This is a genomic window from Aeromonas sp. 30P (assembly GCF_051919805.1).
In the GTDB taxonomy this organism is placed as follows: Bacteria; Pseudomonadota; Gammaproteobacteria; order Enterobacterales; family Aeromonadaceae; genus Aeromonas; species Aeromonas veronii.
On sequence record NZ_JBQBEA010000001.1, the window covers coordinates 1,837,368 to 1,864,013 of the forward strand.

The 26,646-nt window shown below is 59.1% G+C and carries 21 protein-coding genes and 3 tRNA genes; 16 read left to right on the plus strand and 8 right to left on the minus strand.

Annotated elements, in window-relative coordinates; genetic code table 11:
* Nucleotides 1-30: 30 nt before the first annotated feature.
* From ACTG2B_RS08555 to ACTG2B_RS08580, 6 genes are all read right to left on the minus strand, one after another.
* The gene (locus ACTG2B_RS08555) at nt 31-591 is read right to left on the minus strand and encodes a hypothetical protein (protein ID WP_127006612.1); all 561 of its coding nucleotides are present in this window, start codon (nt 589-591) and stop codon (nt 31-33) included.
* A gap of 34 nt (nt 592-625) precedes the next feature.
* Entirely contained in the window at nt 626-2,050 is a 1,425-nt protein-coding gene (locus ACTG2B_RS08560) for an NAD(P)/FAD-dependent oxidoreductase (protein ID WP_439995521.1), read from the minus strand.
* Nucleotides 2,051-2,152: 102 nt separating this feature from the next.
* Entirely contained in the window at nt 2,153-2,992 is an 840-nt protein-coding gene (locus tag ACTG2B_RS08565) for an FTR1 family iron permease (protein ID WP_115523047.1), read from the minus strand.
* Nucleotides 2,992-5,982: a YncE family protein gene (locus ACTG2B_RS08570; RefSeq protein ID WP_439995522.1), complete on the minus strand. Its 2,991-nt coding sequence runs from the start codon at nt 5,980-5,982 to the stop codon at nt 2,992-2,994. Before ACTG2B_RS08570 ends, ACTG2B_RS08565 begins: the two co-directional genes overlap by 1 nt.
* Nucleotides 5,983-5,986: 4 nt before the next feature.
* Nucleotides 5,987-6,436, minus strand: coding sequence for a hypothetical protein (locus ACTG2B_RS08575; RefSeq protein WP_439995523.1), 450 nt, complete (start codon nt 6,434-6,436; stop codon nt 5,987-5,989).
* Nucleotides 6,437-6,564: 128 nt separating this feature from the next.
* A complete protein-coding gene (locus ACTG2B_RS08580; protein WP_368177019.1) occupies nt 6,565-7,050 on the minus strand; it encodes a YqhA family protein in 486 nt (161 codons plus the stop codon).
* A 276-nt stretch (nt 7,051-7,326) separates the two neighbouring features.
* Here ACTG2B_RS08580 and ACTG2B_RS08585 point away from each other — a divergent pair, with 276 nt between their 5' ends.
* Nucleotides 7,327-8,316, plus strand: a complete 990-nt coding sequence (locus ACTG2B_RS08585) for a DUF2860 family protein (protein ID WP_439995524.1) — start codon at nt 7,327-7,329, stop codon at nt 8,314-8,316.
* A 224-nt stretch (nt 8,317-8,540) separates the two neighbouring features.
* On the opposite strand, the gene ACTG2B_RS08590 is transcribed toward ACTG2B_RS08585, so the two are convergent.
* Together ACTG2B_RS08590 and ACTG2B_RS08595 are read right to left on the minus strand one after the other, a co-directional pair.
* A tRNA-Asn gene (locus ACTG2B_RS08590) sits at nt 8,541-8,616 on the minus strand.
* A gap of 4 nt (nt 8,617-8,620) precedes the next feature.
* Nucleotides 8,621-8,696, minus strand: a tRNA-Asn gene (locus ACTG2B_RS08595).
* A 49-nt stretch (nt 8,697-8,745) separates the two neighbouring features.
* On the opposite strand from ACTG2B_RS08595, the gene ACTG2B_RS08600 reads away from it, so the two are divergent.
* From ACTG2B_RS08600 to vasI, 15 genes are all read left to right on the plus strand, one after another.
* On the plus strand, nt 8,746-8,907 hold the full coding sequence (locus ACTG2B_RS08600; RefSeq protein WP_439995525.1) for a hypothetical protein: 162 nt from the start codon (nt 8,746-8,748) through the stop codon (nt 8,905-8,907).
* Nucleotides 8,908-9,182: 275 nt separating this feature from the next.
* On the plus strand, nt 9,183-10,919 hold the full coding sequence (gene dauA, locus ACTG2B_RS08605) for a C4-dicarboxylic acid transporter DauA (protein WP_064338171.1): 1,737 nt from the start codon (nt 9,183-9,185) through the stop codon (nt 10,917-10,919).
* A gap of 183 nt (nt 10,920-11,102) precedes the next feature.
* A tRNA-Ser gene (locus tag ACTG2B_RS08610) sits at nt 11,103-11,190 on the plus strand.
* A gap of 1,522 nt (nt 11,191-12,712) precedes the next feature.
* On the plus strand, nt 12,713-13,216 hold the full coding sequence (gene tssB, locus ACTG2B_RS08615) for a type VI secretion system contractile sheath small subunit (protein ID WP_021230530.1): 504 nt from the start codon (nt 12,713-12,715) through the stop codon (nt 13,214-13,216).
* Between the two features lie 37 nt (nt 13,217-13,253).
* Nucleotides 13,254-14,735, plus strand: a complete 1,482-nt coding sequence (tssC, locus tag ACTG2B_RS08620) for a type VI secretion system contractile sheath large subunit (protein ID WP_019444949.1) — start codon at nt 13,254-13,256, stop codon at nt 14,733-14,735.
* A 6-nt stretch (nt 14,736-14,741) separates the two neighbouring features.
* The gene (gene tssE / locus ACTG2B_RS08625) at nt 14,742-15,173 is read left to right on the plus strand and encodes a type VI secretion system baseplate subunit TssE (protein WP_005299981.1); all 432 of its coding nucleotides are present in this window, start codon (nt 14,742-14,744) and stop codon (nt 15,171-15,173) included.
* Nucleotides 15,174-15,176: 3 nt separating this feature from the next.
* Nucleotides 15,177-16,943, plus strand: coding sequence for a type VI secretion system baseplate subunit TssF (gene tssF, locus ACTG2B_RS08630; protein ID WP_429200586.1), 1,767 nt, complete (start codon nt 15,177-15,179; stop codon nt 16,941-16,943).
* The gene (tssG, locus tag ACTG2B_RS08635; protein ID WP_429200585.1) at nt 16,907-17,905 is read left to right on the plus strand and encodes a type VI secretion system baseplate subunit TssG; all 999 of its coding nucleotides are present in this window, start codon (nt 16,907-16,909) and stop codon (nt 17,903-17,905) included. The genes tssF and tssG overlap by 37 nt, the downstream gene beginning before the upstream one ends.
* 39 nt (nt 17,906-17,944) lie before the next feature.
* Nucleotides 17,945-19,180 carry a type VI secretion system-associated FHA domain protein TagH gene (tagH, locus tag ACTG2B_RS08640; RefSeq protein ID WP_429200584.1) on the plus strand — a complete coding sequence of 412 codons (1,236 nt, stop codon included), beginning with the start codon at nt 17,945-17,947 and terminating at the stop codon, nt 19,178-19,180.
* Nucleotides 19,180-19,695 (plus strand): type VI secretion system lipoprotein TssJ, encoded by a 516-nt coding sequence (tssJ, locus tag ACTG2B_RS08645; RefSeq protein WP_019444945.1) that lies wholly within the window; start codon nt 19,180-19,182, stop codon nt 19,693-19,695. The genes tagH and tssJ overlap by 1 nt, the downstream gene beginning before the upstream one ends.
* Before the next feature lie 2 nt (nt 19,696-19,697).
* A complete protein-coding gene (tssK, locus tag ACTG2B_RS08650; RefSeq protein WP_021230534.1) occupies nt 19,698-21,032 on the plus strand; it encodes a type VI secretion system baseplate subunit TssK in 1,335 nt (444 codons plus the stop codon).
* A 23-nt stretch (nt 21,033-21,055) separates the two neighbouring features.
* Nucleotides 21,056-21,835 carry a type IVB secretion system protein IcmH/DotU gene (gene icmH, locus ACTG2B_RS08655; protein WP_019444943.1) on the plus strand — a complete coding sequence of 260 codons (780 nt, stop codon included), beginning with the start codon at nt 21,056-21,058 and terminating at the stop codon, nt 21,833-21,835.
* A 20-nt stretch (nt 21,836-21,855) separates the two neighbouring features.
* Nucleotides 21,856-24,498, plus strand: coding sequence for a type VI secretion system ATPase TssH (gene tssH / locus ACTG2B_RS08660; protein WP_439995526.1), 2,643 nt, complete (start codon nt 21,856-21,858; stop codon nt 24,496-24,498).
* A gap of 2 nt (nt 24,499-24,500) precedes the next feature.
* Nucleotides 24,501-26,039, plus strand: a complete 1,539-nt coding sequence (locus tag ACTG2B_RS08665; protein ID WP_019444941.1) for a sigma-54 interaction domain-containing protein — start codon at nt 24,501-24,503, stop codon at nt 26,037-26,039.
* Nucleotides 26,039-26,644 carry a type VI secretion system-associated protein VasI gene (gene vasI, locus ACTG2B_RS08670; RefSeq protein WP_429200582.1) on the plus strand — a complete coding sequence of 202 codons (606 nt, stop codon included), beginning with the start codon at nt 26,039-26,041 and terminating at the stop codon, nt 26,642-26,644. Before ACTG2B_RS08665 ends, vasI begins: the two co-directional genes overlap by 1 nt.
* Nucleotides 26,645-26,646: the final 2 nt, after the last annotated feature.

A 26,646-nucleotide genomic window follows, 5' to 3' on the forward strand; every position in this document is an offset into this window, starting at 1 on the left:
CGAGGTGGCGCAATGATTGGCAGGTTGCCATCAAAGCGGCGCCAGCACTGCCATCAGCGCTTTTTCCGCTGCGGCAAAGGCGGCGGCGTCGGCGGGCTTGGCACCTACCCCGAATACCCCCGGGTTGCCGATGGCATCCAGCACCTTGGCCAGCGCCAGCTCGGCGGCCTTGCGATCCCCTTCATTGAGTGATGGGAGGATCAAGTCGAGGAAGCGCTTGCTCTTGACCACCAGCACCTTGGCGGTCTGGTAGTCGCCAAGATTCTGGTTGGCCCCTTCGAGGCGGCGCTCGATCTCCGCCTTGTAGGCACGATTGAGCAGGGCGGCGGTGGCTGCGGCATCTTGGGCCTTGATGGCGGCGGCCAGCGGCCCTTGCAGCTCCACCTTGTGGTGCTGTTCCAGATAGCTCAGCTCATCGGCAATCTCGCTCAAGGTGGTGCTGGCATCCTTGCCGTCAGTGGCGGCGCCCAGCAGCGCTTCGCGGGCGTCGATCAGTGGCTCCTTGCCGGCGGCGGCGTAGGAGTAAGCCTGCGCCTGCCCGCTCAGGGCCAGCAGCAGGGTGAGGGCGAGTAAACCCGGGCGGATGGTCATCCTGTTCTCCTTACTTATGCCAATGGCGCGGCACTCAGGCCACGCTCTGGGTTTCAATCACGGTATTTTCGTTGCGATGGTTAAAGATGGCATGACGTCTGTCCACCCCGTCGATCACCATGTCGGCAGCCATCATGCCCATCTCCATGGCAGTGTCGGTGAAGATGTAGCGGAATGTCCCCTGACGGCCGGTCATGATGAGGTTTGTGATCGGCATCAGCGCCTTGATGGTTTCGTTACGACGGGCCTGATAGCCAAGGTCCATCAGCGGATAGGCGTATTCGCTACGCGCTTCAAAAGTTTCATCGCCAAGCTTGGCGGTATCGACACCGAGACTCGCGAGATCAGCGGTAACCCGACCGCGCAGATCAGACAGCGGCGCCTGCCAGGTGGCATCCCCCGGATTGCAGGGGATCTCCAGCATCACCGAGGTCTGGCCCTGGGGCGCCATAAAGGGGCTGCGGCGGCGCGGCTCCTGCAGACGGGTGGCCAGAATATGGGGGTCGGAGAGGTACTGCCAAGTGTTGTCCGACAGGTTCTCCTGTTTGAGGGGCATATTGACGAAGCGAAGCGACCGGTATTGGAGATCGCACGGCAAGCCCAGATGCTGGCAGGTGAGCGGCAGCGGCAGGGTAGAGATCACCTGATCAAAGTGCTCGCTCTGCTCAACGTCATCTTGTTTCCAATAAACCCGTTCGATGCGGCCATCAGCCTGCTCAAGGCGGGTGATGGTGGCGCCGGTTTTCAGCTCAACGCCCTCTGCCACAAGTCGCTCACCCAGAGTGGTGAATATCTGGCCGAACCCATACTTTGGATAACGATATTTGCGGGCATAGGTGCGCACCGAGATACTCCCGTTGCGTCTTGGCAGCAGGCGGCGGGCCACGTCTTTGAGATCGATCAGGCTGATGCGTTGGCCGGCCCAGTCGGCGGAGAGCTTGTCCGGGTTGATGCCCCACAGTTTGCCGGTGTAGCCCTCGAAGAACTGGCGGTAGAGGGTGCGACCAAAGTGGCTCTGGATCCACTCGGCAAAGCTTGCCTTGGCAAAATCGGTGGGCTTCTTGGCAAAAGGCAACAGCAGCAAGTCTTTCACCGCACCGGCCATCAGGGCCAGCGGCGCTGTTTTTAGCAGGTTGGGCAGGTTCAAGGGGTAGTCATAGGTGCGCCCGCCAAAGCGGATCACGCTCTTGCGCTCGGCGTGGAGCAGGTCATCCCCCATCAGCTCGTCGATAAAGGCGAGCAGCTCGGGGTTCTTGGTGATAAAGCGGTGGCCACCGTAGTCGAAGCGATACTCCCCATCGCGCCCCTTGAAGGTCTGGGTGGCGCACATGCCGCCGACCACCGGCTCCTGCTCGAACAGGGTGACGGCAAAACCGGCGCGGCACAGGCGCCAGGCCGCCATCAAACCGGCGGGGCCAGCGCCCAGCACTGCAATGCTTTTCTTGTTGTTATCGCTCATGACCTATTCCGAAACTGCTTGATAGATAAGGGAACCGCGCCAAGGCACGGCTCCTGAATAGTGTTGTTACCCCGTGGCCTTGTTGCCGCAGGGCGTGCGGGCTCAGCCCTTGCTGGATGCGGCGCTCACCTGCGGGCGATAGCTGCGCTGCCAGAGGGTAACGAAGATCGCCAGATAGAGGGCCCAGGTCAGCAGCTGCAAGCCAGCGGGTGAGGCATTGTAGCCAAACAGGGCGCGCAGGAAGGTACCAAATACCCCCTGATCGTCGAGAATGTGGCTGATGTCGAACACCGGCGTGGTCCAGAAGGTGATGATGTCTGCCGCTTGCAACATGTTGACGGCGGACGAGAGCAAGCCTGCGGCGATGATGATGATAAGCAGGCCCGTCCAGCGGAAGAAGGGAGCCAGCGCCACCTTGCGGGTGGAGCGCAGCAGCCCCCACACCAGCGCGATGGAGACCAGCAGCCCCGCCAGCGCGCCAATCATGCCGGATTGCAGATCCACCCCTTGCCCCGAATAGAGCAGGGCGGAGAAGAAGAGCACGGTTTCAAACCCTTCGCGCATCACCGCCAGGAAGGCGAGCAGCACCAGCCCAAACAGGTTGCCGCCATCGATGGCCGCATCGATGCGTGCCGTCATGGCTCCCACCTGGGATTTGGCCTGTTTTTGCATCCAGATCGCCATATAGGTGAGCACCAAGGTGGCAAACATCAGGATCCCCGCCATCAACAGGTGGTTGTAGCGCTCGCTCTCGAACTGGCTCACCACCACCTGGAACAGGAAGGCGACGACAAGGGAAGCGACAAGGCCGAGCCCCACCCCCAGATAGATGAACTTGTTGTAGCGGCTCGCCCCCAGCTTGGCGAGGTAGGAGAGGCAGATGCCGACCAGCAGGAAGGCTTCCAGCCCCTCGCGCAGGGTAATCAGAAAACTTGCAAACATCAGGATTGAGGCTCCGTAGCAGGCGTGACGGGAACAGGCTGCAAGGTCAGTTGCAACCGATTTAGCTGCACTATGGGTGGCTCCGGCAAGCTGGGCTCGGCGGCGCGCACCGCATCATTGACCCACTTGGGGTAGGTGCGGAAATTGAGTTTGATATCGGCCTTGAAGGGCCCTTGGGCTTCTGCGGGCAGCGGCCAGACTTCATCGCGCCAGCCATCGGCCGGAATGCGGGTATCTTCCAGCAGTTTGGCGTAGCGCCAGAACTTGAGCCCCACCGGCTTGCCCTCGGCATCACCGAATACTTTGCGAAACAGTCTCGCATTCTCAGGGACAGCGCCATCCACCGGCTGGCCGCTGGCAAGCACTACCTTGCCGCTGGCGTCGGTGACGGTCAGCTCTAGCCAGAGTTCACGAAAATCGGCCACCCCGGTGGGCAGGGCATGGCCCGCGCCGGTATTGGCGACCCGCACCACCAGCTGCTGACTATCGGCCGCCTGTTCGATACGGGCGGAGAGGGTCGCGCTGGAGCGCAGCAGGGCCAGACTCTCCTGCTCAAGGTCGGGATTGCGCAGCCCCACCAGCTGATGCTGGGCGCCGGTAAAGTTGTGGCGATAGAGCCGAGCCTTCATGGTGCCGTTTTCGGTGGACTGGCCCGCCACCGGCGCGCCGCCATTGCCCGGCTCCGGGTTCATATGGCAGTCGATGCAGGTGCGCCGTTTGGCGGGATCCTCCGCGTTTGCGAAGCTGGATTGTTCCCACTCGTCCCAGGTGTTGACGATGTTGGCACCAGTGCCCGGAGCAAACTCGTTGTGGCACGACTTGCACAGGGCCGCATCGCGGTAGAAATCCTTCTGATAGGAGGCTTTGTGGGCCGCCGGACGGGCGTTGATCTGCCGCTCAGCCAGCCAGTGTTGGAGGCTACCACCCGCGGCATCCTCGAACACATAGCTCTCGCGGTCTTTCAAATTCACGGTAAAGGCGCTGTTGCCGCCCGCATCTTCCACTTTGGTGATGCGATGACAGAGCACACAGCCGGTCCCTTCCTCAACCACAGGTTCGCCCGACTTGTGGGCTGCAATCAGCGAGGCGCCGCCCTGCTCGAACATGTGGGAGCCCTTGGGCAGATCCAGCTGGCCTGTCATCACCTGCTGGGGCATGTGGCAGCCTTGGCACCACTGACCGAATGCTTCCCCTTCGGTTTCGCGGGCCAGCGCCTGCACCACCTTGTAGTAGGGATGGGAGTTGCCCATCAACCGGTGGTTGCTCTCGCTCCAATCCTGGAACGCCTGTTGGTGGCAGTTCTGGCAGGAGGCAGAGTTGAGCCACTCCTTGGGATGAGTGGTCGGCGCCTTGGCGGGATCCGTGCGCGGAGCATCGAGCCTGAGCCAGTTGGCCAGATAGGGGAGGTTGCCATCGGCGGTGACGAAAGCGTGTAAGTCCTCCATCATCGCTTTCACTTCCGGTTGGGGCTTCGCGGGGTCAACTGCCTCGGCCCCATCGCGGGTGTCATGGCCCATGCCGCCCTGGGTCTGCTGGGTCATGCGCAGGTATTCGCCGACAAAATCCCCCGCCACCATGTTGGTGAGGTTGGCGTGTCCATTGATGGCGTTATCGCCGCTCTTTTGGCGATGTGCCGCCATCAGATAGCGGTTGGTGAAATTGAATCCGTCCAGATGGCAGGAGTTGCAGCTCATCCAGTTGTCCCCCGCCATGGGGAAGCGTGAGTTGGATGCTGTGTTACCAAGATGGAACAGCCGCTCGCCGCGCTGAAGCGGCTCGGGGCGCGGATCCGTCTCTACCAGCTTGGCGAAGTGGGGCACATCGACCGTGACTCGGGCAAACGGGCCGCTGCCGCCACTATTGAGGCGGGTAAGATCCTGCCCCATGGCGTTGTGCACCAGAATATGGTCGCCATCGATCAGCAGATCCCGCGGATTCTGGCCCGGCAGGTGACGCAAGAGCTGGGTCGCCTTGGCGCCCCCCTGAAACTTCTTGCGGCGGTGGCGGTTGTTGTTGGACTTGCCGCTGCGGGAGAGATCGAACACCAGCAGATCTTCCGAGCCAGCCAGGGTCAGATAGACCCGCTTGCCATCGGCGGCAAATCGGGCTGCAAACGGGTTGGAGACGATCTGGCTGCGGTTGCCGACGCTTGGCAGGTTGATCTGCAAAAAGAGCTGTTTTCTTTCATCGACCCGCTCTTTCTTCTCATCGAGATCGATGATGGAGACCGCTGGGAAGACGGTGCTCTGAAACTGGAATGGGTGGCTGAAGCTCCACAGTACGTGAGGCAGCCAGGCCTCGCTGCCATCGGGGGAGAGGGCGATGCCATCGAGCAGGCGTGGCAAGCCCTGGGAGTCACTCGGCGTGTCGCTATGGGTCTCGGCCAGGGTAATGAGCTTGGGCTTGGGAAGCGAAGCTCCCTTGGCGCCATGGCCAAGTTTGGCGAGATCATAGATGGCGAGCTGGCCGGTCATGGCGTGGGTGAGCAGCAGGCGATCGTTGTCGGTCAAGGCCAGTCCACGGGGAGTCTCGGCGGTTTTTGCATCCAGCTGGAGGTTGCCCGCGGTGTCGTAGGCCTGCAGGCGAGCGGATTCGAACAGCGTGACCCAGAACCACTGCCGCTTGGCATCGAAGATGACTCCATAGGGGCGGTGGCCGGTGGGGATCGTCTTTTCCAGATCGAGATCATCATCCAGCAGCAACAGGCGATCACCGCTGTAGTCGGTGACCAGCAGGGTGCCGTCATCGGCGCGGGCAAGCTGGCGCAGATCGCCTCCCAGCTGCACCTCTTTGAGCCGCTTGCCGCTATCGCGCTCAAGCAGGGTGACGGAACCTGCGCTCAGGTTGGCGGTGACGAGGCGCGGGCTTTGCCCCTCCTCATAGGCGAGCATCCCTGCGCCCATCTGTTGGGCCAACGCAAAGGGGCTGGCCAGCAGCAGGACGAGGGCCAGCAGGAGTGACAAATATGCAGAAAACGATGACTTCAACATGGGATCAGGTGCGCCATTTCAAGATGGTCCAGCGCCAGGCGTGGCGCAGCACCAGAGGAGTTAACGCCAACGCGCTCAACCAGTGGGCCCAGCTGGCGAGGTTGCCCGTGGCATCGCCCGGAGTGCCGTGCAGCACCAGCAGCAGGCCGCTGGCCAGACAGATCAGCAGCAGGGCTTCAATAATTCGCCCCGTGGTGCGCAAAAAGGGTTTGTTGCTGCGGTTCAACAAGCTGCGGTGGGAGAGCCAGAAGGCGCCAAACAGCAGCGGGAACAGGGTGAGCGAGAGCATCACATGGAAAAACAGATTCCAGCGTGCCAGCGACCAGAGCGGGGTCAGCGGTTCCCACAGCAGCAGGCCGGAGAAGAACATCATATAGAGGGTGCCCTCGGCGGCCTGATGGTGGTATGCCAGCCACTGCCAGAATTGTCGGGGTGAGAGAGAAAGGCTTGTCATAAAGGCTCCAGCACCCGGGCGGGGCAGCCCGGGGGGAGCAAGTTTATAACGCAGTAAGAGTAATGAAAAGTGTTATCAATTGTATTGCTGGTGAATCAAGGCTGAACAAGCACAGTGATCAAACTCGACTATTTATGCTCCGCCATCCGCTCGGTCACCGCATAGATGAGCGCGGCCAGCGAGAAGGCGAGAAACACCACCACGGACCACTTCATATCGACTTCGTTGATGATGCCATCTTCGAGGAAGGCTTTAAGTACCTCCACTCCGGCGATGGTCACCAGCGAGTTGATGACGATGAGCTTGAGGGAGGCAAAGTTGATCTTGCTAAGCCAGTTGCTGCTAAGGGAGGCGCGCTGCTCTTCCGTCTGGATAAATTGCACATAGCCACAGATAGCAACCAGGATCAGCATCTGGGCCACCAGTATAAAGTCCACCAGGGTCAGCACGCCGGTAATGAGGTCCAGATAGGGGATCTCGAAAATGTTTACAGAAAGCTGATAGAGCTGCATGGCAAACTTCACCATCAGCAATATCACGCAGATGAGAATGCCAATGTAGAAGGGGAACATCATCAATCTGCTGCCATTGAGCATGAAATTGAATCGACGCATGAGAACTCCGATGTTGGGTACAGGGGTAAATAGAGTGAGTATGGCGCGAGCAGCCCGCAGCGTTGCAAGGCCGTGGGGACTGATTATGCCGGGTCACCCCCTGCTTGCACCTATAAAAAATAAAAAGCCATCATAAAAAATAAAACCGCATCCCGCTGTCTTATTTGTGATTTTTCCCTGCCGTAACATGCCGCTTCTCGATACTGGGGGGCGACTGCCTCCCTCCTATTTATCAGGCTCGGCCCACTCTTGTGGCCGCTTGCCAGGAGTGTTGCGATGCGTATTGGTCTGCTGTTGAGTATGGGGATGCTGGTTGCAAGCGGGGTTCAGGCACAAGAGCTGGGAGCCATTCCTGAGGAATCTGGCTTTTCCTGCAGTGTGCTGGCGGGAGTCAGCGTTAGCGAGACCAAGTCCAATTTTGCCACGGGGAGTGCAGGTAGCGAGCGTATTGACGCTTTGGGTGTTGCGGCGCAGCAGCGCCACCTTGATCCGGTGATCAACGGCGATCTTCGCTACACCTTTGCCTCCATCGGTAGCCAGCTGTTCCTGGGCAACCTCATTCAGGATGCCATTCGTGGCGACGGTACCCAGCAGTTCGGGCTGCGCCAGCAACTGGGGGACAAGGGGATCGTGGCCGGTTCGCTGGTATTCAATGCCACCCCGGTCAAAGTCTGGCGCGATCCCTTTGCTGTGGGTGTGGAACGCGAGCAGAGTGACGTGCGATCCCACGGCGCCCGTCTGGCGTGGGACAACATCTGGGGCAGTGCGCTCAGTGGCAGCATCACCAGCCGCGACGTCAAGGTGGATGGGGAGTCCAGCGGCGAGCAATATGGCCGCGCTGTGATGGGGATGCTGGATCGCAATGGCCGGGTCAACTCCGCCGAGCTCTCCTACCAGTTCCGGCTGGCAGACGATCAGTTCCTCGAGCCAGCATTGCGCTATGAGAAGGCTGATCTGGCGGGCAGTGCCGAGTCTTATGTGAGCAAGGGGTTGCAGTTCACTTACGCCAAAACCTCGTCCCGCTGGTCATTTGTCAGCAACCTCTATCTGGGCAAGCGGGACTATGACGAGGCCAACCCGCTGTTTGGCCAGCGTGCCGACAGTCGCGACATGGCCATCGATGCTACCCTCTTCTGGCACCAGCTGTTTGGCATTGCGCCGCTCTCTGCACTCCTTAGCGCCAGCTACGCCACGGCAAACTCCGGGATCGACTTTTACGATATTCGCGCCACCAGCATCACCACAGGTCTGCTCTACCGTTTCTGATCCCGGCATCCGGCAGCGAGACGAGGTGTACACACAGGGGCTGGTCAATCCAGCCCTTTGTTTATGGGATGGAGTTCAATAGACAATTCAAGCTGTATGCAGGTTGGTCATCACATGCAGGCAAGAGGCGTTATGACAGAGGGCATTTGAAGGGCGCGCGTGACAGGGAAGGGGGCGAACAGCAGATACAAAAAAGCCCAGCCAAAAGGCTGGGCTTTAGAATTTGGCTCCCTCGACAGGACTTGAACCTGTGACATACGGATTAACAGTCCGCCGTTCTACCGACTGAACTACGAGGGAAAAGTGGCTCCTCCTACTGGACTTGAACCAGTGACATACGGATTAACAGTCCGCCGTTCTACCGACTGAACTAAGGAGGAATTGCCTGTCTCGTTAAGACGGGGCGAATATTAATGACCAGGGCGGCGGGTGTCAACCCGCGAATTTCCCGAAAACCGGATTTTCGGATTGTTTGCCCAAAAGTTGCGCTTTGCGGTTTATTTTCAGCACAATCAGTCCCTTGCCATCACGCCCCTAACCGGCGCAGGGGTTATTGGCTCGGTTCGCATCAACCTGATGATGCCAGCATGATGTCGCGAACGTGCAGGCAACTAAGTGAGGCTCAAATGGTAATCTTTGTCGCTAAAAAGGGGAGAGCTGGAGTCAAGATCGGCGATTTGGCGGCAAATAGGCCAAATAATGGGTAAGGGCGAGTTTCATTGATCCTGCCCATCGAAAAAATGGCCCGTCTGGAGTAAGGTTACGCAGGATACCATCGCCGCGTCGACAGCCCTGCCGGCCCTTGATGATGATCGGGCGCCGGATCTCTCCGGCCTTTATCTCCCTCTTCTGGTATTACGATATACATGCACAAGCAAGCCTCTTTAAATAGCGTGAAGCTCGCCATAGCCTTACGCCAGTCCTGTATTGATGAACCCTATAGCATGGCCCGCTTCGGCCGTGATCTTATCGCCGGTGTGACGGTGGGCATCATCGCCATCCCGCTCGCCATGGCGCTGGCCATCGCCAGCGGTGTACCGCCGCAACACGGTCTCTATACCGCCATCATTGCCGGTATCGTGATCGCCGTGACCGGTGGCTCCCGTTACTCCATCTCCGGCCCGACCGCTGCCTTTGTGGTGATCCTCTATCCGGTCGCCCAGCAGTTCGGGGTTGGCGGTCTGTTGATGGCGACGCTCATCTCAGGCCTTTTTCTGGTGGCGATGGGGATGGCCCGTCTTGGCCGCCTTATCGAGTACATTCCCCCGTCAGTGACACTGGGCTTTACCGGTGGTATCGCCATCGTGATCGCCACCTTGCAGATCAAGGACTTCTTTGGCCTAAGCGTGCCCGAGATGCCGGAAACCTATCTGGGCAAGGTCGAGGCGCTGGCCGCCGCCCTGCCAAGCTGGCAGTGGGGCGATACCCTGGTGGGGGTCGCAACGCTGGCCGTGCTGCTGCTCTGGCCGCGCCTGCGTCTGCCTGTGCCCGGCCACTTGCCCGCGGTGCTGGTCGGGGTGGGTCTGGGTTTTGGCCTCCATTACTTTGGGGTGGATGTGGCTACCATCGGCAGCAAGTTCAGCTATACCCTGGCCGATGGCACCCAGGGGATGGGGATCCCGCCCATCGCGCCGACCCTGGTGATGCCCTGGGCCTTGCCCGGACCGGATGGCTTGCCGGTTGAATGGAACCTGGCGGCTGTTGAGCGGCTGCTGCCTGCCGCCTTCTCCATGGCGATGCTGGGGGCGATCGAGTCGCTGCTCTGCGCCGTGGTGCTCGACGGCATGACCGGTCGCAAACATAGCTCCAACGCCGAGCTGGTGGGGCAGGGGCTTGGCAACATCTTCGCCCCCTTCTTTGGCGGCATTACCGCCACCGCCGCCATCGCCCGCTCTGCCGCCAACGTGCGTGCCGGTGCTACGTCCCCCATCTCGGGGATCGTCCATGCGCTGGTGGTGCTGGCCGCCATTCTGGTACTGGCCCCCTGGCTCTCCTGGTTGCCGCTCTCGGCCATGGCTGCCTTGCTGCTCATCGTGGCTTGGAACATGAGTGAAGCGCACAAGGTGGTGGAGCTGATCCGTCGCGCGCCCAAATCCGATGTGCTGGTGCTGCTGGTCTGCCTGTCGCTCACCGTCATTTTCGACATGGTCATCGCCATCACTTTCGGGGTGATCCTGGCCTCCCTGCTCTTTATGCGCGAAATCGCCAAGATGACCAAACTGCACGATTTGGCCGAGCACAAACGCTATGCCCACGAGGTGCCGGACAACGGCCTGCTCTACAAGATCAACGGCCCGCTCTTCTTCGCAGCGGCCGAACGGGTCTTTGCCGAGCTGGAATCACAAGTGAAAGGGCACCAGGTGCTGGTGTTGCAGATGGAGGCGGTTTCCATCCTCGATGCGGGCGGCCTGTCTGCCTTCCTCCACTTTGGCAAGCAGATGGCTAAAGCCGGTGTCGAGTTGCGGGTGGCCGAGTTGCAGTTCCAACCGCTCAAGACCCTGGCACGCGCCAAGGTACGGCCGCAGCCCGGCAAGCTGGAATTTTACGGCTCGCTGGAAGAGGCGCTCAAAGGTGAACATTTGCACGAAGCGGCAGTAAATTGATTGAAAGGGATACGAAACGGCATATTTTTGGTCACTTGGTTCGGATATTGAGCAAACGAACGCAAAAAGTAAAAAATTGCATTGACCAAAAGCCATCGTATCCCTTACATTACGCCCCGTCGCCGCGGCATGGCCCGCCAGCGAATGTGCAGCTAAAGCACATAAAACAGTGAGAAAAAATTTGGTGAGGTGTCCGAGTGGCTGAAGGAGCACGCCTGGAAAGTGTGTATACGGCAACGTATCGAGGGTTCGAATCCCTCCCTCACCGCCACATTGCAAAGCCCTGATGGAAACATCAGGGCTTTTTGCTATACGGAACTCTTATACCGACGAGGGGAAAAATCCACACGGGAGTCGTTCGGGGTTATGCATGGCTGCCAACGGCCGCTTCGAAGCGGTGAGCCACTGAGCTGCAAATAATCCAGTTCTAACCCGGAAAAGGAACAAAAAGAACCTGTCGCAAAGTTGGTCTTTATGCGTTGTACAACGGGATAGAAACGCTTGCTCTCGAAATAGCCTGTCATGCCACTTGGGTTATGAATACTCTTCTCCCATCTCAGATCCACGCCTTCACTAGCCAATCAAATACTACCTGATGCCAAATCGCGTCATTCTCTTCAAATCAACACTATGGGAACGCGTCTCGTCCTATCACTGAATGGCCTCGGCGCAATAGCCTTGTGAGCGATCATGGCTCACAGGTTGATAGCAAGGCTACGTAGCAGGTGCTGCCACGTCCACAGGTACGACGTATCCGAGTTTTATCAACTCCCTCTACACCGATCAGGCCATTTGGGATGCGCAGGGTTTTCTGCCTCATCTTGAGAAGCAGTGAAGGGGGACTAGATACCTTGTTAGAGTTGATGAATGCGCTGAGGATTAGCAGGGATGCTCTCAATGTGAAGGGAACGGGGACGTCATCAATGATGGTGGAAACGTGTGGGTTGTTTAGCGAAAGTTGCATTTGGTAGTTGGTCTGGTGGGGCATGCGCCTAAACAAGCGAAATGCTCCAGTGTAGCGGCTATGCAAGACATGGCGTTGTCAGCCTAATAGCTTGTTCTGGTCTCAACGCGATTCAATGGTGCATAACTTGTAGATTAGGGGCTTGTACGCTACGGCTGGATTTATGAGGGGAGTGATGACTACGGATCGTCATTTATGTTTTCGATAAATAGTAGTTTGTTTTTTAAGCTGGCCATAAATGCAAGCAAGCCATATGAATCAAATTATTAGCGTTACTTAATTCAATTCATTCGATTGGCTTAACGACTGATTTTGACGCATGTACTCGCATAGCGGTAAATGCGGTATCAATAATGTGATTCGATGGCGCATTCTTCCAATGCGACCCTAGGTCAACTGTAATAAATGACAGGTTGTTATTGTGAAGTCATCGTGCGAGCGTCTTTATTGTTGCAAAGATTGATCTCTCTATTAAGTGTTTGTTTTTTTAGTGTTTTAATGGTTTTTCTGTGTTCGCGTTAGAATTATTCGTTGACCATCAAATTCTCTCTATATACCATGCCCGCTCAAAATAGGCATTAATGCCAATATGACCTCACACCATTGAGTTGAGGCTTCGGGTTGTAGATAAATAACAAGAGATATTGTGCTTTTGATAACTAGAGCTTTTGCTTGAAATATATCAAAAGTGCATCGTTGGTGAGTGCCTCTTTGACAAAATCGTCCATAGGATGGCTCAACTGTAATATCTTACAGTTGAGGGGAGGGGTATAAGCTATAAGCTATAAGCTATAGGGTCTTGGGTGACCCTTAACTTGGTATTTAGAGCATGGGAAAAGGAATTGACGGCGCCACAGTTGCGCCCAAAGAACGTATCAATATCAAATATGTACCGGCAACCGGTGGTCAACAGGCGGAAATTGAACTTCCGCTGACTATGATGGTGGTCGGTAATATGAAGGGCCGTACCGAAGAAACGCCGATCGAGGAGCGCCAAACCGTTTCCATCGACAAAAACAACTTTTCTTCCGTCATGAAAGAATCTGCACTGGAACTGAACTTCTCTGTTCCCAATCGTCTGGAAGAGAACAGCCAGGACGAGATGCCGGTTTCGATCAAAATCCAGTCTCTGGAAGACTTCACTCCTGACAGTGTTGCCCAACAGGTCCCTGAGCTGCGCAAGCTGCTTGAACTGCGTGAGGCGCTGGTTGCCCTGAAGGGGCCATTGGGCAATATCCCTTCTTTCCGCAATCGTTTGCAGGATCTGCTGTCCAGTGATGAGGCTCGTGAGCAACTGCTCAAAGAGCTGGATTTGATCAAGCCTGCCGAGTGATCGGCGGGTTGTATTGACTGACGAGAAAGGAACAAACATGTCTTTGGTCGAAGAACAGGTTCAAGCGGGGGCGGGTGCAGCCTCCTCGTCCTCTTTGCTGGACGAAATCATGGCGCAGGCTCGTATCACACCGGTTGATGAGGGGTACAGTGTTGCCAAGCAGGGTGTGGCTGCGCTTATCGCCAACATTCTGGACAGCGGTACCACCAGCGAGCCGGTCAACAAGGCATTGGTTGACAGCATGATTGTCGAGCTCGACAAGAAGCTGAGCAAGCAGATGGACGTCATCCTGCATGCCAAAGAGCTGCAAGAGATGGAATCCTCCTGGCGCTCCCTCAAGCTGTTGGTAGATCGCACCGATTTTCGTGAAAACATCAAGATCCAGGTGCTTCACGCAACCAAGGAAGAGCTGCTGGAAGATTTCGAGTTTTCCCCGGAGATCACCCAGTCCGGTCTCTACAAGCATGTCTATTCAACCGGCTACGGCCAGTTCGGCGGCCAGCCGATCGGTGCCGTGATCGGTGACTACGCCTTTACCCACAGCTCGCCTGACATCAAGCTGATGCAGTATGTCAGTGCCGTCGGTGCCATGGCCCACGCCCCCTTCATCTCCTCTGTCGCCCCCGCCTTCTTCGGCGTCGACAGCTTCACCGATCTGCCCTCCATCAAGGATCTGAAATCGGTGTTCGAAGGACCGGCCTACACCAAGTGGCGCTCCCTGCGCGAATCGGAAGATGCCCGTTATCTGGGGTTGACTGCACCACGTTTCCTGGCCCGTCTGCCTTATGATCCGACTGAAAACCCCATCAAGGGTTTCAATTATCAGGAAGATATCAGCTCGGATCACGATCACTACCTGTGGGGCAACACAGCCTATCTGATGGGCACCTCCCTGACCGACAGCTTTGCCAAGTACCGCTGGTGCCCGAACATTATTGGCCCGCAAAGTGGTGGCGCCATTCACGATCTGCCGGTGCATGTCTATGAGGCCATGGGTCAGCTGCAAGCGAAGATCCCGACCGAAGTGCTCATCACCGACCGTCGCGAATATGAGCTCTCTGAAGAGGGTTTCATCACCCTGACCATGCGCAAGGACAGCGACAACGCGGCGTTCTTCTCTGCCAACTCGGTGCAAAAACCCAAGGTGTTCCCCAACACCAAGGAAGGCAAGGAAGCAGAGACCAACTACAAGCTGGGTACCCAGCTGCCCTACATGTTCATCATCAACCGTCTGGCGCACTACATCAAAGTGCTGCAGCGCGAGCAGATCGGCTCCTGGAAGGAGCGTCAGGATCTGGAGCGTGAACTGAACGGCTGGATCAAGCAGTACGTTGCCGACCAAGAGAACCCGCCGGCAGACGTCCGTAGCCGTCGTCCGCTGCGCGCCGCCCAGATCAAGGTGCTGGATGTGGAAGGGGAGCCGGGCTGGTACCAGGTTGCCATGGCCGTGCGACCGCACTTCAAGTACATGGGGGCGAGCTTCGAGCTCTCTCTGGTAGGTCGACTGGACAAGGAATAAGGCCCGATGCCGCATCTCTCTTCCTGGGATAGAGGAAATGCGGCCAGCCTGTTTGATCGCATCCGGGGGGAGGGGCTTGGCTCCTCCCCTCGTTCGGAAGTTGATGAGTTGGTTGATTCTGTCAAACGGCAGCTCGACCAGATCCTCAACACCCGTCCCGGCAATTGCCGCAGTGCACCCGATTTGGGGGTTATTGATCTCAATGACGCCACTCAGGGTAGTGCGGATATCAAGGGGCGGATCCGGGAGGCGATCCGGCAATGCATCCGTCGTTATGAACCTCGGATCATCCATGTGGATGTCCGTTCACCCGACTATCAGGCAAGTCCGCTTGAGATGTCGTTTCAGGTGACGGCCCATGTGCGGCTGGAGCATATCGAGCAAGTTACCTCGTTCAACGTCCATATGGACAGTCACCGTCACTACCGCATGGTCTGATCAATGTCGCTGGAACATTACTTCAGGGATGAGTTGGCTTTTTTGCGCCTGCAAGGGCGCGAATTTGCCGATAGCTATCCCGAACTCACCCGTTTTTTGTCGGAGCAGAATACCGACCCTGATGTGGAACGCCTGCTGGAAGGCTTTGCGTTTCTTACGGGCAACCTGCGCGCCAAAATCGAGGACGAGTTCCCCGAGCTGACTCACGGTCTGCTCAATATGCTCTGGCCGAACTATCTGCGCCCCGTCCCCAGCATGACCATCATGCAGTTTTCGGTCATTCCGGGTGCCATTGCCCAACCGGCACTGGTCAGGCAGGGTTGCCAGCTGGACAGTCTGCCAATCGACGACGTGACCTGCCATTTTCAGACCTGTCACGATGCTTGGGTTTATCCGGCCGAGATGCGCCAGATAACGGCGCAAAGTGGCAACGATCACTCTACTATCTCGCTCGATATTGCGCTGCATGCCCCTCTGCCGCTTAGCGAATTGCAGCTGGACAAGCTGCGCTTCTTCCTCGGTGGCGACAGCTACACCGCGTATGAGCTCTACTTCTGGCTCTCCAACCAGCTCTCCCATATCGAGCTTGAGATCGACGGCAAGCGCTTTCGTCAGGAGGCCAAGGCACTCAAATCGGTCGGCTTCGAGCGCGACGATGCGCTGCTGCCCTATCCGAATAATGTCTATTCCGGCTACCGGATCCTGCAGGAGTATTTCTGCTTTCCGGAGAGCTTTCTCTTCTTCGAACTCTCCGGTGGTGAGTGGCCCAAACAGCCGCTGCCGGTGAGTGAATTCAAAATCCATTTCTGTTTCGACCGGCCCTTGCCGGCGGAACTCAAGATCCGTCCCGACTCTTTCATGCTCAACTGCGTGCCGGCTATCAATCTGTTCCAGCACGATAGCGAGCCGGTCAATCTCAACGGCCGTCAGGCGGAATACCCGCTCAAGGCGAGCTATCGCTATGCCGACAGTTTCGAAATTTTCTCGGTGGATCAGGTTGAAGGCTGGGTTGAGGGCAATATGGGCCGCTCCCGCGGTACGCCACGCATCTATCAGCCGTTTGAAAGTTTTCAGCATCAGATTGAGCGGGCCAAACAGCGGCTGGCGCTCTATTACCGGGTGCGGGTCAGGGAGTCGGTGAGTGGTGATGGCTTCGAGCACAGTCTGTCGTTTGTGCGGGGGGATGAAACCACTACGGTCGATCTGGATGAATCCATTTCGGTTACGCTCACCTGCACCAACCGCTCCCGCGCAGCCCGCCTCAAGGTGGGCACTATCTGCGTGCCGACCGGCAGTTCACCGTCGTTTGCTACCTTCCGTAACCTGATCCGGCCGACTCGGCCGCTGCGTCCGGCACTGGATGGCAGCCTGCATTGGACCCTGATTTCCAACCTGTCGCTCAACTATGTCTCTCTGCTGCGCCGGGATGCCCTGGTGCAGGTGCTGCGTACCTATGACTTTCCCGCTTTGCACGACAAGCAGGCAGAGCAGGCGTCGCGCAAGCGGCTGGCGGGGATCGAGGAGATCGAGACCAAGCCTGTGGACAGGCTGGTGCGCGGCATGCCGGTGCGGGGGCTCAAGTCGGTGCTCTCCATCCGCCAGTCCGCCTTTGGCAGCGAAGGGGAGCTCTATCTCTTCAGCACCGTGCTGGCCCACTTCTTCTCGCTCTATGCCAGCGTCAACGCTTTCCACCTGCTTGAGGTGGTCAATCTCGATAACAAGGAGCGCTATCAGTGGCCCGTCCAGATCGGTCAGCACTCCCTGATGTGAGCGCCGCCAACGAGGCGCCCCGTTTCAATTTCTTCCAGCTGGTTGAGCTGCTCAACCGGCTGGACGGTGCCGATCAGGAGCGTGGTCTCGACCACCTGCCGAGTGACGAAAATATTCGTTTCAAGGCGACGGCATCGCTGGGGTTTCCCACCAGCGACGTGCTGCAAATTGGCCGCGACGAGAAAGGGCGTCACGAACTGGAAGTGGCCTTTCTGGGTCTGCACGGTAGTCAGTCGCCGATGCCGGGGTATTACCTCGACTCGCTGGCGTGGGAGTACGCCCAGGGTGAACAAAAGCTCGGCCTTTTCCTGGATTTCTTCCACCACCGCCTGTTGACCCTGCTGCACAGGATCTGGCGCAAGTATCGCTACCACGTCCGTTTTCAGGACGATGGCGAAGATGGGTTCTCGCGCCTGATGTTTGCGCTGGTGGGGCTTGGCAACGATGCCGTCTGTCAGAGTTTGCCGGTCAACCGCGCCAAGATGCTCTCCTATGCGGGCATGCTGGCCAGCCCCAGCCGTTCTCCAGAGGTGGTTGCCGGTCTCGTGGCCCACTGCTTCGATCTGGCGGATGTGGAAGTGAGTGCCTGGCAGTGGCGCAAGGTGCCGATCCATCCGGAGCAGCAAAACCGCTTGGGCGGTGCTTGCGCCACTCTGGGGCACGACTTCGTCATCGGTGACAAGGTTAATGATTGTGCCGGCAAGTTTTTATTGAAAATCAATGATCTGAGTTTTAGCCAGTTTCTCGGATTTCTCCCGAACGGGGAGCATTTCCACGCCCTGGTGACCTTTGTCTCCTTCATCTTGCGCGATCAGCTGGCTTGGGATCTACGGCTTGGCTTCGGCCAGGAGCAGGCCAAGGGGCTGAGATTGGGGGAGGAGCAGAGTGCCCGTCTGGGGTGGAGTACCTTTCTCGGCCAACCGCCGAGTGACCCGTTCGTGACAATCTGTGTACAGGAATAAGCACAGAAATTCAGTGTAGGAATACGTGCAGGAGTGAATGTGGACGACTTTAACCAGCAACTATCTCTGGTGGTGCTCAACAGCGAGCAGCTCGACGGCAGCCAGCAGGTGCAATATCGCTTCGACGAGATGGGGGGAACATTGGGCTCCTCCGAACAGGATGACTGGCAACTGCGAGACAGGTTGGGGGCGGTGATGCCAGCCCATGCCCGCATCGAGCTCAATGACGGTCGTTTCTGCCTGTGCGATCTCAGCGGCCAGACCTACATCAATGGTGCCACCTCGCCCATCGGGCGGGCTCGCAAGGTCAACCTCGAGCAGGGTGACGAGCTGATTGTCGGCCCTTTTCGCCTGAGAGCCTATCTCGGTGCCATCTCTCCCGAGCAGAGTTTGCAGCAGGTGCTGGGCAACCGTCCGACCGAGCAGCTTGATGAGTGGCTGGCCAGCGAGCCTCACCACACCCAGACCCTGGATGATCCACAGGCCCTGGCGGTCGACCCCCTGCTGGCATTGCAGCAGGAGCGTGCGGCCCCGAGTCCGTTGGTGGATGCTCGCCTGCAGGCTCAACCGCAGTTTCAACCGGATATGGACACCGTATCCCTCGCTCCATTTTCAGCCGTCGAGAACACCATGAACCAAGAATTTCTGGATATGCCCACCATCGAGAACCACCCCGATTTCCAGCCACTGGAGGGCGTTGATCACGTCGCCCTGACCCCGCTGATGCGTGGTCTGGGCCAGCCGTTGCAGCTGCAAGACACCCAGCAGGCCCACGATATGCTCGAAGAGATGGGCAAGACAGTGCGTGCCATGGTGGAGGGGTTGCTGCAACTGCAAAGCGATCAGGCTGCGCTGGCAGACAAGCACCTGCGCCCCATCGAGGACAACCCGCTGCGCCTTGGTCTCGATTATGACGAGACCCTGGCGGTGATGTTTGCCGAGCAGAAGAGCCCGGTGCACCTGACCGCGCCTGCTGCGGTGGCCGAGAGTCTGCGCAATGTGCGCATTCACCACGTGGCGAACCAGCAGGCTATTGGCGCTGCGCTCGACAGCATCCTGCAGGCCTTCTCGCCCGAGGCGTTGCTTGGTCGTTTCGAGCACTACCGTCGTACCGGTACCCCGGGTGTGGCCGATGAAGGCTGGGCCTGGAACATGTACCAGCACTACTACCGCGAGCTCACCTCCGCCCGTCAGCAGGGGTTCGACAAGCTGTTCCATCAGGTCTACGCCCAGGCGTATGACCAGGCCGTGCGTCAGCAACAGGGACTGATTTGATGATACGTGCACTGTGGTTTGGGGCCTGTCTGCTGGCCCTGGCCGGTTGTACCACCATGGGCAAGATGGCCGATGTGGCCATGAACCCGGATATTCAGGTGGGGAGCAACGATGACCAACCCTCCACCCTGGGGCTCAGCCTGTTGGCAGAACCTGATGTCAACCCCAACGAGAGCGGGGAGGCGGCACCCATCGAGTTTCAGGTGGTGCTGCTGGCTGAAGATTCCAAGCTGCTCGCTACTGACTATGACCAGGTGACGGCGGATGTAGAGAAGGCCCTTGGCAAGAACTATCTGGATCATCAGGACTACACCCTGCTGCCCGGCCAGTTCAAATACCTGCCCCCCGTCAAGCTTGACGAGAAGACCCGTTACATCGGCGTGATTGCACGGTACGCCGATCCGGACAGCGCCGAGTGGCGCAAGGTCATCAAGGTCAAGAGCAAGGGAACGGCCTATCAAATTCTGGTGCACCTGCGCCTGGATGAAGTGGAACTACAAAAAGAAGAAGAATAATCATGTCGAGTCGAAATCGGGTTATCTGGCGTGAAGGGCTCTTTATCAAGCCCCAGCACTTCCAGCAACAACAGAGACATTCAGATTACGCGCTGCACGCGCGTTTGAGCGCGCTGTCCGACTATTTCTACGGGTTGCAGTCGCTTGCCATCAACGAGGATTACCTCGGCTTTGGCCGCATCGCGCTGGTGGGGGCCACCGGTATCCTGCCGGACGGCACCGTCTTCAACATTCCGAACGATGATGTGCTGCCGACCCCGCTGGAGATCACCGATGCCTCGGTGGCCAACCAGAAGGTCTATCTGGCGCTGCCGCTCTCGGTGAGCGGGGTCAACGAGGTCAATCAGGGCGGTCAGGTCGCCACCCGTTTGCAGGCCCATCGCCACGACGTGCGCGATCTGCACAGTGAAGGGGGGGACGTGGTTTCCCTCGAAGTGGGTCGGGTCAGCTTGCGGTTGATGCTGGAGCGGGAAGATCGCAGTGCCTACGCGTCCCTCGCCATTGCCCGCATTCTGGACAAGCGCCCGGATGGCGGTCTGGTGCTGGATCCCAACTTCATGCCTTGCAGTATCAGTGTCTCTGCCATTCCGACCCTCAAGCGCTTCCTCGGCGAATCGGCTGGCCTCGTGGCCGAGCGGGCTCGCAGCCTCTCCCAGCGCATCGCTGCGCCGGGACAGCAGGGGGTGGCCGATGTGGCCGAGTTCATGATGCTACAGCTGCTCAACCGGGCTCAGCCACAGCTCTCCCATCTGGCGCGTCTTGGCACCCTGCACCCCGAGCGGTTGCACGAGGCGCTGGTGCAGCTTTGTGGCGAGTTGATGACCTTTACCGACGAGTCCCGTCTGCCCCCCGAGTTCCCCGCTTATCGTCATGACGATCAGCAGGTGAGCTTCGAGCCGGTGATGTTGGCCCTGCGTCAGGCGCTCAGTACCGTGCTGTCGCCACGTGCCGTCTCCATCCAGCTGCGCAAGCACCAGTACGGCGTCATGGTGGCCATGGTCAACGAGAGCGAGTTGATGCAGAGCGCCGACTTCGTGCTGGCAGTGCGTGCCCGCATGCCGCAAGAGCAGCTGCGCAAACAGTTGCTGCAGCAGACCAAGGTGGCGTCGAGCGACAAGATCCGCGAACTCATCAGCCTGCAGTTGCCCGGTATCCCGCTGTTGCCGCTGCCGGTGGCGCCGCGCCAGTTGCCCTATCACGCCGGTTACAGCTACTTCCAGCTCGACCGTCAGAGCCCAGCCTGGCAGATGCTGGCGGTCAGCAACACGCTCGCCTTCCACATTGCCGGCGATTTCCCCGAGCTCGACATGCAGCTCTGGGCCATCCGTAGCCAGTGATCGCATCAAGGAAACAAGCAGAGATGACCACGGACATTATCAACAACGAACAACTGAGCGACCTGCTGTTCGATCACGCCGAGCAGCTGGACATGGATTCGGACTACTGGTTCCGCCTGCGTGGCCAGAGTATCAACCCGATGATCGATGCGGTGACCCCGCTATTGGGACTGGTACAGCGGGTGCGTCTGTTGTCGCGCTACGACCGGGTGCCCGAGCTTTATCAACGGGTGGTGACCGAGATCCAGGCCATCGAGCAGGAGTTGATGGCGCAGGGTTACGAAAATGGCGTCGTCCTCTCGTTTCGCTACATCCTCTGTACTTTCATCGATGAGGCTGTGATGGGGCGCGACTGGGGCAGCCAGAGCGAATGGTCCCAACACTCCCTGCTGGCCCGGTTTCACAACGAGACCTGGGGGGGCGAGAAGGTATTCGTGCTGCTGTCGCGTCTGCAGGAAGATCCGGTGCGCTATCGCGACATTCTGGAATTCATCTATCTCTGCCTTTGCCTCGGTTTTGAGGGGCGCTACAAGGTGATGAGCCAGGGCCGTGACGAGTTTGAACGGATCGTCAAGCAATTGCACAAACAGTTGTCACTCGAACGTGGCGGTGAGGCACCCAGCGTGTTTCATCTCGATCTCGGTCAGCAGGCGTCTCGCTACCAGCTGCGCAAGCAAGTCTCCCTGCGCACCCTGTTTATGGGCGGCGCGTTGATCCTGGCCATCATCTTTGGCCTCTATCACCACCAACTCAATAACCAGACCCAGGACGTACTGCGTCAACTGGGCGAATTATTAAAATAAATACTTAAGGAGAGCACGCCTTGATTCGTATAGAGCTACCGGTACTGGTGGAAAGACTCAACCCCATCTGCCGTCACATGCTGGAGGAGGCTGCGGCCCTCTGTGTCAATCATCAGGGCGCCGAGATCCGCATCGAGCACCTGCTGCTCAAGATGCTGGAGACCCCCCTCAGCGATGTGCGTCAGATCCTCAAACGGGCCGAAGTTGAGGTTGAAGAGTTAAAGAGCCTGCTGCAACCCTCGGCGGCCGATAACGGTTATGGTCAGGGTTATCCCTCCTTCTCGCCGCTATTGGTGGAGTGGCTGCAAGACAGCTGGCTGCTCGCCTCTGCCGAGCTGCAACATGGCCAACTGCGCAGCGGCGTCATGCTGCTGGTGCTGCTGATGACTCCCCAGCGTTACCTGCCGGGCTCGGTGACCCGTTTGCTTGCCAACATCAATCGCGAACTGCTGCGCCAGCAGTTCGACGAGTGGGTGAAAGAGTCTGCAGAGACCCAAGTGACTGTTTCTGCCAACGGCACTTCGACTCAGGCCGCGCTGCCCGCCGATGCCAGCCTGCTGGCCCGCTTTACTGTCAACGTCACCGAACAGGCCCGTCAGGGAACCCTGGATCCGGTACTCTGCCGGGATCACGAGATCGATCTGATGATCGACATCCTCTCCCGTCGTCGCAAAAACAACCCCATCGTGGTGGGGGAGGCGGGTGTCGGTAAAAGTGCCCTGATCGAAGGGTTGGCGCTGCGCATCGTCGCAGGCCAGGTGCCGGAAAAATTGCGCGATGTGGAGCTGATGACCCTGGATCTTGGCGCCATGCAGGCCGGAGCCTCGGTCAAGGGGGAGTTCGAGAAGCGTTTCAAGGGGGTGATGCAGGAGGTCAAGGACGCCGTGCGACCTGTCATCCTCTTTATCGATGAGGCCCACACCCTGATCGGGGCGGGCAATCAGGCGGGGGGGCTGGATGTCTCCAACCTCATCAAACCTGCGCTGGCCCGTGGCGAGCTGCGCACCATCGCAGCCACCACTTGGGGCGAGTACAAGAAGTACGTGGAAAAAGATGCCGCCCTGTCGCGTCGTTTCCAGCTGGTGAAAGTGGGTGAGCCCAGTGCAGATGAAGCCACCGTGATCCTGCGCGGTCTGCGCAGCATCTACGAAAAGGCCCACGGGGTGCTGATCGATGAGGAAGCGCTGCAAGCCGCTGCTCAGCTCTCCGCCCGTTACATCTCCGGTCGTCAACTGCCGGACAAAGCGATCGACGTACTCGATACCGCCTGTGCCCGGGTGGCCATCAACCTCACCACGCCGCCGCGCGCCGTCAGCCATTTGCAAAACGAACTGCGCCAGCGTGAGCTGGAGATCCGTCAGCTGGAGCGCCAGAGCCTGATCGGTCTGGGTGACAACGATGAGCGACTCACAGAACTGAAAGCGGCCCAGCAGACCTGCCGTGACACCCTGCGTGAGCAGGAAGCACAGTGGCAGCAACAGCAGGGATTGGTGCATCGGATTGTCGAGCTGCGTGCCGCCCTGCTGGCCGATCAGCAGGATGAGATGCTGGCCAGAGAAGCGCTGGATCTCGCCGATGCGCCGCTCGATCCGCAAGCGGCTGCCGAGCAGCTTGCCGGGTTCGAGCGCGAGCTGGCCGAGCTGCAACAGGGTGAGGTACTGGTCTCTGCCCATGTCGACAAGACTCAGGTCGCAGCAGTGATCGCCGAGTGGACCGGGGTGCCGCTTAATCGCATCTCCCAAGGGGAGCTCGATGTAGTGACCCGTCTGCCGGAGTACCTTGGCGAGCTCATCAAGGGGCAGGATGTGGCGGTGGCCCATCTGCACAAGCACCTGCTGACCGCCCGCGCCGATCTGCGTCGTCCAGGCCGTCCGCTGGGGGCCTTCCTGCTGGTGGGGCCAAGCGGGGTCGGCAAGACCGAAACCGTGCTGCAGATTGCCGAGCTGATGTTTGGCGGTCGCCAGTATCTCACCACCATCAATATGTCCGAGTATCAGGAGAAGCACACCGTCTCCCGTCTGATCGGTTCGCCTCCCGGCTATGTCGGCTTTGGCGAGGGTGGCGTGCTGACCGAAGCCATTCGCCAGAAACCCTACTCGGTGGTGCTGCTGGATGAGGTGGAAAAAGCCCATCCTGACGTGCTCAACCTCTTCTATCAGGCGTTCGACAAGGGCGAGCTGGCCGATGGGGAGGGGCGGATCATCGACTGCAAGAATGTGGTCTTTTTCCTCACCTCCAACCTCGGTTTCCAGACCATCGTCGATCATGCCGAGCAGACTGATGACCTGCTGGATGCGCTCTACCCTGAGCTGGCTGCCTTCTTCAAACCGGCCCTGCTGGCGCGGATGGAGGTGATCCCCTATCTGCCGCTCGGTCACGACACCCTGGTGCAGATCGTCGGTGGCAAACTCAACCGGCTGGTCAAGCTGCTCAAGGAGCGTTTCGGTGCCGAGGTGGTGCTGGAGAGCGAGGTGGCCGAGGAGATCCTGCTGCGGGCCAACCGCAGCGAGAACGGCGCGCGGATGCTGGAGTCCGTCATTGATGGAGCCCTGTTGCCGCCGGTTTCCCTGCAACTGTTGCAGCGCCTCTCGGCCGGTGAGCCCATCAACCGGGTACGCTTCTCGGTGGCCGATCACCAGTTTGTGGCCGAGGTGGAGGGCTGACCATGGAGCAAGCCCTCGCATTCGCCCTCGCGCTCACCTCGCAACGGGATGAACAACATCTCTGCCACTGGTGGAGTTCGACCCTCCATGCCAGCTTCCAGCCCAAAGGACTGCTGCTTGGCATGCTGGACGTGAGCGGCCGCCAGCTGGAGTGCAAAGGGTGGGTCAAGGGGCAGGAGGTTGCGCTGGCGCTGGCGGTGGATGATTTCTCTCATCCACTCGCCTATGTGCTGCACAAGGCGCAATCCCGCACCTGGGATTCCCTCCATGGCGGTGCCCGCATTGAGCACGCCGGTTTCCGCGCACTGCTTGCCAACCTTGGCCAGCAGTGCGGCCTGCACGCCTTCCCGCTCAATGATGGCAACGGCAAGCCGTTTGCCGTGCTGGCGATGATGGACAGTGGCGATGTGTTGCAGGAGTGGGCGGCTCGCCCCGAGCTGGCCAGCCTGGCGCAGGTCTTTTGCAACCAGCTCACCCTGATCCGCGATCTGGGGCGTAGTCGCCGGGATCAGAACGTGCTGCGCGACTCCCTGCGTCAGATCAAGGGCGAGGGGGAGCGCCAGCGCCAGCACGAGAAGTTGCTGGGGGATCAGCTGGTTGGCCAGTCGGCGGTGATCCGCGGCTTGCGCGAGCAGATCGCCCAGGCGGGCCAGCACAAGCTGACCGTGCTCATTCAGGGGGAGACCGGCAGTGGCAAGGAGGTGGTCGCCCGCTTGGTGCATCAGTGCTCCGAGCGTGCCGCCAAGCCGTTCGTCGCCATCAACTGCGCCGCCATCCCAGAGAATCTCATTGAGAGCGAGCTGTTCGGTTATCAGAAAGGGGCCTTCTCCGGCGCCCTCTCCAACAAGACCGGGCTGGTGGCGCAGGCCAATGGTGGCACCCTGTTTCTCGACGAAGTGGGCGATATGCCCGCCGCCATGCAGGCCAAGCTGCTACGGGTGCTGGAGACCCGCAGCTACCGGCCGCTTGGGGCAGAGCAGGAGTATCACTCCGATTTTCGCCTCATCGCCGCCACTCATCAGCCGCTGACCCGCCATGTGGAGGAGGGCCGATTCCGTGCCGACCTCTACCACCGTCTCTGCCAGTGTCTGCTGCTGATCGCCCCCTTGCGCGAGCATATCGAGGATGTGCCGCTGCTCTGTCAGCACTTCATGGCCCAGTTTGCCGCGCAGGATGACAAGGGGCTGGCTGGCTTGCAGCGCAAGTTTCTCAAGCAACTGCAAAGTTACGATTTCCCCGGCAACGTGCGCGAGCTGCGCAATCTGCTGGAGGTGGCCTGTGCTCACACCCGTCACGGTGAAGAGGTGGGGCTTGGCGCCTTGCCGCCGGAGCTGCGGGATCGGGTCTGTGCCGAGCTGCCCGATGCGCTGGATGATTACAACCATATCCGCGATCTGCGCCGGGCCATGCAGCAGTACGAGGCATCGGTGATTGAAGCGCGCCTGCGCTACTTTCAGGGCAATCGCATGCTGGTGGCCGAGAGCCTCAATATTCCCAAGCGCACCCTGGATCACAAGTGCCAGAAACTGGAGGTGAACTGATGAGCATCATGGGTTTGTTGCCCCTGCTGCTGGCGACCGGCAATGCGGTGCCTCCCCTCGATATGGCGGAGTGGCAAGCGTGTCGTCGCGAGCCATCCCCTCTGATCCGGCTCGCCTGCTATGACGCCCTTGGCAATGAGGCGACGCAATCAGGCAACAAGGAGAGCACCAAGTCTCCGGCCTGGCTGGCGATAGCGGAACAGGAGTTGGCCCGAGTGCCGGATAGCTCACCCTTCCTGTTGCGACAGGATGAGGAGAGTGGCACGGCGGTATTGACCCGTCCGGCCCTGCGCGGTGCCACCCTGGCGATCGGTTGTGTCAACAGCATCACCCATATTCGCTTGCGGCTGGATGCGCCGTGGCGCGGGGAGCGTGTCGAGGTTGCGCTGGATGGAAAAGCGACTCGCAGCAGTCAGAGCTGGTTTATCCGGGATCAGGGATGGCTGCTCGAATATGGCCGCGGCTTGCCCGCCATAGAGGAGCTCAAGCGCTGGATCGGTCATCGTGAATTGCAGGTTCAGGCGGCCAACGGCACCTTGCTGCGGGTCGATCTCAGCGGCCTGAAAGAGGCGCTGATACCGGTGCGCCAACAGTGTCGCTGGTAGGG

What these genes read in the sequence shown, in the direction of transcription:
- ACTG2B_RS08555 (WP_127006612.1), bottom strand. Translation starts at nt 591, where the DNA reads ATGACCATCCGCCCGGGTTTACTCGCCCTCACCCTGCTGCTGGCCCTG.
- ACTG2B_RS08560 (WP_439995521.1), bottom strand. Translation starts at nt 2,050, where the DNA reads ATGAGCGATAACAACAAGAAAAGCATTGCAGTGCTGGGCGCTGGCCCC.
- ACTG2B_RS08565 (WP_115523047.1), bottom strand. Translation starts at nt 2,992, where the DNA reads ATGTTTGCAAGTTTTCTGATTACCCTGCGCGAGGGGCTGGAAGCCTTC.
- ACTG2B_RS08570 (WP_439995522.1), bottom strand. Translation starts at nt 5,982, where the DNA reads ATGTTGAAGTCATCGTTTTCTGCATATTTGTCACTCCTGCTGGCCCTC.
- ACTG2B_RS08575 (WP_439995523.1), bottom strand. Translation starts at nt 6,436, where the DNA reads ATGACAAGCCTTTCTCTCTCACCCCGACAATTCTGGCAGTGGCTGGCA.
- ACTG2B_RS08580 (WP_368177019.1), bottom strand. Translation starts at nt 7,050, where the DNA reads ATGCGTCGATTCAATTTCATGCTCAATGGCAGCAGATTGATGATGTTC.
- ACTG2B_RS08585 (WP_439995524.1), top strand. Translation starts at nt 7,327, where the DNA reads ATGCGTATTGGTCTGCTGTTGAGTATGGGGATGCTGGTTGCAAGCGGG.
- dauA (WP_064338171.1), top strand. Translation starts at nt 9,183, where the DNA reads ATGCACAAGCAAGCCTCTTTAAATAGCGTGAAGCTCGCCATAGCCTTA.
- tssB (WP_021230530.1), top strand. Translation starts at nt 12,713, where the DNA reads ATGGGAAAAGGAATTGACGGCGCCACAGTTGCGCCCAAAGAACGTATC.
- tssC (WP_019444949.1), top strand. Translation starts at nt 13,254, where the DNA reads ATGTCTTTGGTCGAAGAACAGGTTCAAGCGGGGGCGGGTGCAGCCTCC.
- tssE (WP_005299981.1), top strand. Translation starts at nt 14,742, where the DNA reads ATGCCGCATCTCTCTTCCTGGGATAGAGGAAATGCGGCCAGCCTGTTT.
- tssF (WP_429200586.1), top strand. Translation starts at nt 15,177, where the DNA reads ATGTCGCTGGAACATTACTTCAGGGATGAGTTGGCTTTTTTGCGCCTG.
- tssJ (WP_019444945.1), top strand. Translation starts at nt 19,180, where the DNA reads ATGATACGTGCACTGTGGTTTGGGGCCTGTCTGCTGGCCCTGGCCGGT.
- tssK (WP_021230534.1), top strand. Translation starts at nt 19,698, where the DNA reads ATGTCGAGTCGAAATCGGGTTATCTGGCGTGAAGGGCTCTTTATCAAG.
- icmH (WP_019444943.1), top strand. Translation starts at nt 21,056, where the DNA reads ATGACCACGGACATTATCAACAACGAACAACTGAGCGACCTGCTGTTC.
- ACTG2B_RS08665 (WP_019444941.1), top strand. Translation starts at nt 24,501, where the DNA reads ATGGAGCAAGCCCTCGCATTCGCCCTCGCGCTCACCTCGCAACGGGAT.
- vasI (WP_429200582.1), top strand. Translation starts at nt 26,039, where the DNA reads ATGAGCATCATGGGTTTGTTGCCCCTGCTGCTGGCGACCGGCAATGCG.